The 4,692-nt window shown below is 73.8% G+C and carries 4 protein-coding genes and 1 pseudogene; 2 read left to right on the top strand and 3 right to left on the bottom strand.

What is annotated here, in order from left to right; translation table 11 throughout:
* The first annotated feature begins 48 nt into the window (after positions 1 to 48).
* Positions 49 to 969 carry a putative protein N(5)-glutamine methyltransferase gene (locus FNQ90_RS13025; RefSeq protein WP_182606534.1) on the top strand — a complete coding sequence of 307 codons (921 nt, stop codon included), beginning with the start codon at positions 49 to 51 and terminating at the stop codon, positions 967 to 969.
* A gap of 97 nt (positions 970 to 1,066) precedes the next feature.
* Here the strand turns inward: FNQ90_RS13025 and FNQ90_RS13030 are convergent, their stop codons facing one another.
* The 3 genes from FNQ90_RS13030 to pth form a co-directional block, all read right to left on the bottom strand.
* Positions 1,067 to 1,963, bottom strand: coding sequence for an LPXTG cell wall anchor domain-containing protein (locus FNQ90_RS13030; RefSeq protein ID WP_182606535.1), 897 nt, complete (start codon positions 1,961 to 1,963; stop codon positions 1,067 to 1,069).
* 222 nt (positions 1,964 to 2,185) lie between these two features.
* Positions 2,186 to 2,650, bottom strand: coding sequence for a hypothetical protein (locus tag FNQ90_RS13035; protein WP_182606536.1), 465 nt, complete (start codon positions 2,648 to 2,650; stop codon positions 2,186 to 2,188).
* 308 nt (positions 2,651 to 2,958) lie between these two features.
* A complete protein-coding gene (gene pth, locus FNQ90_RS13040) occupies positions 2,959 to 3,567 on the bottom strand; it encodes an aminoacyl-tRNA hydrolase (RefSeq protein ID WP_182606537.1) in 609 nt (202 codons plus the stop codon).
* Between the two features lie 341 nt (positions 3,568 to 3,908).
* On the opposite strand from pth, the pseudogene FNQ90_RS13045 reads away from it, so the two are divergent.
* Positions 3,909 to 4,692, top strand: a pseudogene (locus FNQ90_RS13045) (N-acetylmuramoyl-L-alanine amidase); the annotation flags it as partial.

Consider the following 4,692-nt stretch of genomic DNA (forward strand, 5'->3'; position numbering starts at 1 on the left):
CCCCGGGAGGTGGCGGCCGTCGCCCCACCCGCACCCCGGAGACCACCGATGCGCATCCCACTCCCTTCCCGGCCTTCCCGGCCCTCGCCGTCCTCCGCACCGGCTCCCGGCGAGGCACCGCGGGCCGACGCCCGGACCGACCCCGCGCACGCCCCCGGGGAGGGTGGGGAACCCGGTGACGGGGATCCCCCGGCCCCCGGGATCGTCGCCCGACTCCGGCGGGCGGGCTGCGTGTTCGCCGAGGAGGAGGCGCGGCTGCTGAGCTCCGCCGCGTCCGACCCGGCGGAGCTCACCGCACTGGTCGAACGCCGTGCCGTCGGGGAGCCGTTGGAACACGTCATCGGGCGGGCCCGGTTCGGCGGCCTGTGGATCGCCGTGGAACCGGGGGTCTTCGTCCCCCGCCGCCGCACCGAGTTCCTGCTGGAACGGGCCGCCGGGGCGCTGCGGCCGGGTGCCGTGGTGGTGGACCTGTGCTGCGGTTCCGGCGCGCTGGGCGCCGCCCTGTCGACGAGGGGGGAACGCGTCGAGCTGCACGCCGCGGACCTGGACCCCGCCGCCGTGCGGTGCGCCCGCCGCAACCTCGCCGCGCTCGGCCCGAACCGGGTCCACTGGGGGGATCTCCTCGACGCGCTGCCGACCGACCTGCGGGGGCGAATCGACATCCTGGTGGCCAACGTGCCGTACGTGCCCACCGGGGAGATCGCGCTGCTGCCCGCCGAGGCCCGCGAGCACGAGGCCCGCACCGCGCTGGACGGCGGCCCGGACGGTCTGGACGTGCTGCGCCGGGTGGCGGCCGGGGCCGCCCGGTGGCTGGCCCCCGGTGGCCGGCTCCTCGTAGAGAGCAGCGACCGGCAGGCGCCCGGGGCGATGGCCGTCATGGCCGGATACGGCCTGTGCCCCGACGCGGTGACCTCGGAGGAGTACGGGGCCACCGTCGTGACCGGCACCCGCCCCGAGCGGTCCCCGTGACGGGGAGAGGCCCCGCCTCCCCCACTCCGTGACGGGGAGTGGGGGAGGCGGGGCCTCCCGGGTGGTGCGTGCGGGTGCGGTGTCGCCCGCCGTCGCGTCAGGCGCGGCCGGCGGCGTTGCGGCGGCGCATCGCCATGTAGCCACCGACGCCCAGCAGGGCCGCGGCCAGGACGGAGGCGCCGATCACCGGGGTGTTGGAGCCGGTGTTGGCCAGGTCCGGGGTGTCGCTGCCGCCGTCGGGGGTCACGCCGGTGGTGCCCTCGGTGGTGTCGCCGGTGGTGCCCTCGGTGCCCTCGTCACCGGTGGTGCCCTCGGTGGTGCCCTCGGTGGTGTCGCCGGTGGTGCCCTCGGTGGTGTCGCCGGTGGTGCCCTCGGTGGTCTGGCCCTCGGTGGTGGTGCCCTCGGAGGAGTCGCCGGTGGTGCCCTCGGAGGTCTGGCCCTCGGTGGTGGTGCCCTCGGTGGTGTCGCCGGTGGTGCCCTCGGAGGTCTGGCCCTCGGTGGTGTCGCCGGTTGAGCCCTCGGTGGTGTCACCCGTGTCACCGGTGGTGCCACCGCCGGTGGTGTCCCCCGGCTTCTCCTTACCCGGGCAGGTGTGGGAGAGGTTGAAGGTCTTCTGCTTGGCCCCGGGCCCACTGGCCTTGAGGACAGCGGTGGCGTCGATCAGGACGTCACCCACCGGGGTGGCGATGTACGCGTGCTTGTCGCTCGGCGGGCCGAAAGTCGTCAGCGTGACCTCGCCGGCCTTCTCGAAGGTCGCCTCGAGTTCGACGAACTCGGCGTTGCCACGGGTGACGAAGTGCCAACCGTCCTTCCACTTGGAAACGCCGGGGCAGGTCTTCTCCTTGGTGGGGAAGCTCTCGGCGGTGGCGCCGCGGTGGTCCTTGTGCAGAGACCCCTCCCAGGTGGAAGTCGCCGAGGCGGGAGCCGCGCCGAGGAGGATCATCGCCGCGGCGGCGGAAGCCGCGAGGGCGCCCTTGACGGAAAAGATGCGCATGGAGGCCGTCCACATCTTGGGGGGACTTGATGAATATCGGACAAGGTGGCTGGCATAGCTTCCGGTCGAGGGGCGATTTTTGGCAAGGCGTGTCCACGGCAAAAAGCCCCCTTGGTGGGGCTATGACCGATTGACCCCCTGCAACAGTTCTGTAACAGGCGTTTACGGGATATCGGAGGGTGAAGTGCCGGAGTCCGGGTGATACAGGTGATACGGGTGTGACTACCAGGTCAGAAAAATGCCGCCGAGCAGGATGATTCCGGAGATTCCGATCGCCCAACCCGTGCGCGCCATGCGCAGACCGCCCCCGACCACCAGGGAGGCCAGCATCAGGGCTCCCGCGAAGGGCAGGGCGGCCTCCATCACCCCCGGCCCACCCGTGCGCACCGCCTCCACGGTGCCCGGACGCAACGCCACCGACATGGTTTCCCCGGCGGAACGACCGACCGATTGGGCCAGCACGACGGATGGCGGAATATCGTCGCCGGTCGGCGCGCCGCTGAACGGCTCGAACGAGCCGGCGCAGGCGTCGCGTCCGCACTCCTGGAGGGTGAGTGTCCCGCGTTCCCCGCCGCCGCCACCGAGCGCGTGCCGCATGGTGTCCCAGGAGGTCCACACCCCCGAGGCCAGGATCAGCAGGGCCACCGCGGCCAGCACGCCGCGCAACAGCCACCGACCGGCGCGCACGGCGCCGCTCTCCGGCGGTCCCTCCGGCTCCCCCGGTTCATCCGGGGCGTCCTCCCGTGCCCCCGGCTCCGGCGCGGGCTCCGGGTCCCGGAACGGTGAGTCCCACTCGTCGGTCGCCCCGGCGCTCCGGGGGTCACGCTCACCCCGGGCTCGACGGGACGCCGATCCCTCCCGGCGCGGGTGGGGCCGGTGACCGCTCCCGGGGCGCTCGGTGTCGGACATGCCGCGATCCTTGGCCATGCCCAGCGCCGGGTCAAGGGAGGTCGGGCCGTCCGGGGGCGTCACCAAAAGCCCCGGCGGCATCCGTCTCAGCCGTTGAAGGCGCTCTGCGCCCGCTCCAGCCCCTGCGTCACCAGGGCCTCGACGGCGTCGGCCGCCCGGTCCACGAAATAGTCCAACTCCTTGCGCTCGGCGCTGGAGAAGTCCTTGAGGACGAAGGCGGCGACGTCCATCCGACCGGGCGGCCGACCCACACCGAAGCGCACCCGGTGATAGTCCCGGCCCAGGGTGGAGGTGAGTGACTTCAGGCCGTTGTGACCGTTGTCACCACCACCGCGTTTCAGTCGCAGCACTCCGTAGTCGATGTCGAGTTCGTCGTGGATGACGACGATCCGCCCGGTGGACACCTTCAGCCAGGAGGCCAGGGCGCCGGTCGGGCCGCCGGAGAGATTCATGTAGGTCATCGGCTTGGCGAGCACCACCCGGGGGGCGCCGGCTGCGGAGCCGGGGATACCGAGCCGGCCCTCACAGACCTGCGCGCGCGACTTGTGCGCGCGGAAGGAGCCGCCGAGCCGTTCGGCCAGCAGGTCGACGACCATGAAGCCGACATTGTGGCGGTTCCCGGCGTACTGCGGGCCGGGGTTGCCCAGCCCGACGATCAGCCAGGGCCCCTGTGTCGTCTCCGTCGCGTCCGCCACGTCCGTCCGTCCCGCTCTTCGTCGTCTCCGGGGGCCGGTGCCGATCCCCGATGTCGTCCGAAAGCCTACCGGCGGTCCCGGAACACACGGGGGTTCGATTAAGCTACGCGCGGTGATGCCGATGGTTCGCGCAACGGACTCCGCCGCGCGCGCGGGGATGTGAGGAACCCTCACTTCGACCGTCGCCCCGCGCGACCCGGACCGCCCGCCGCGCCGGCCGCGCCCCGCCCCGTCGGGGCGGACCCTTCGCACCTTCCGTACTTCGCTGTGTCCGCGCCGCCCACCGGTGGCGCGGTGTGGTCGCGCGTCCCCACCGGACCCGCCCGCTCGAGGAGACGTCCGTGAAACGTCGTCTGTGGGGAACCTCCGTCGTCGCCGGGGCCGCCGTTTTCGGCACCCTCGTCATGCAGGGCATGGCCGACGGCTCGACCCCCGCGGAACCCGGCGCCGACCCGTCGGCCGCCGTCGCCGAACCGGAGACGCACGAGGCCGACCTGGCCCGTGCCGCCGGTGGTACCCGCGCCGAACTGCCCCGCACCGCCACCGATCCGTTCAGCCTGATCGGCGTCACCTGGACCGACCCGGAGACCGAGTTGGTGGGGACGGTCGAGGCCCGGGTCAGGGCCGCCTCCGGCGGGGCCTGGTCCTCCTGGCTGGAGCTGGAGCCCAACCCCGCCCCGGCCGAGTGGGAGGACGCCGAGCGCGGTGGCACCGAGCCGCTGTGGGTGGGTCCCTCGGACGGCATCGAGGTGCGGGTGGTCTCGGAGGCCGGGATCTCCGAGAAGCTGCCCGCCGGCCTGCGGGTGGACATGATCGACCCCGGCGCCGGCACCGCGCGCACGATGGACCCGGCCGCCTTCGCCCGGGACGAGACCTCCGGCGATGCCGGCGGCACGCCCGCTCCGGGCATGACGCCCGGGCCCGTCGCCGAGCCGGTGGACACCGTCCCCGGCTCGACGGAGATCACCGCCGAGGCCACGGGGAAGCCCGCCGCCGGCGCGACGGTCGCCCCCCTGAACGACCCGGCGCCCACCGACCCGGCGCCGAGCGATCCGGCGCCCACCGACCCGGCGCCGAGCGATCCGGCGCCGACCACGCCGGCCCCCGACCCCACCGTCTCCGTGC

The organism is Streptomyces alkaliphilus (genome assembly GCF_014141535.1).
GTDB classification, from domain to species: Bacteria; Actinomycetota; Actinomycetes; order Streptomycetales; family Streptomycetaceae; genus Streptomyces; species Streptomyces alkaliphilus.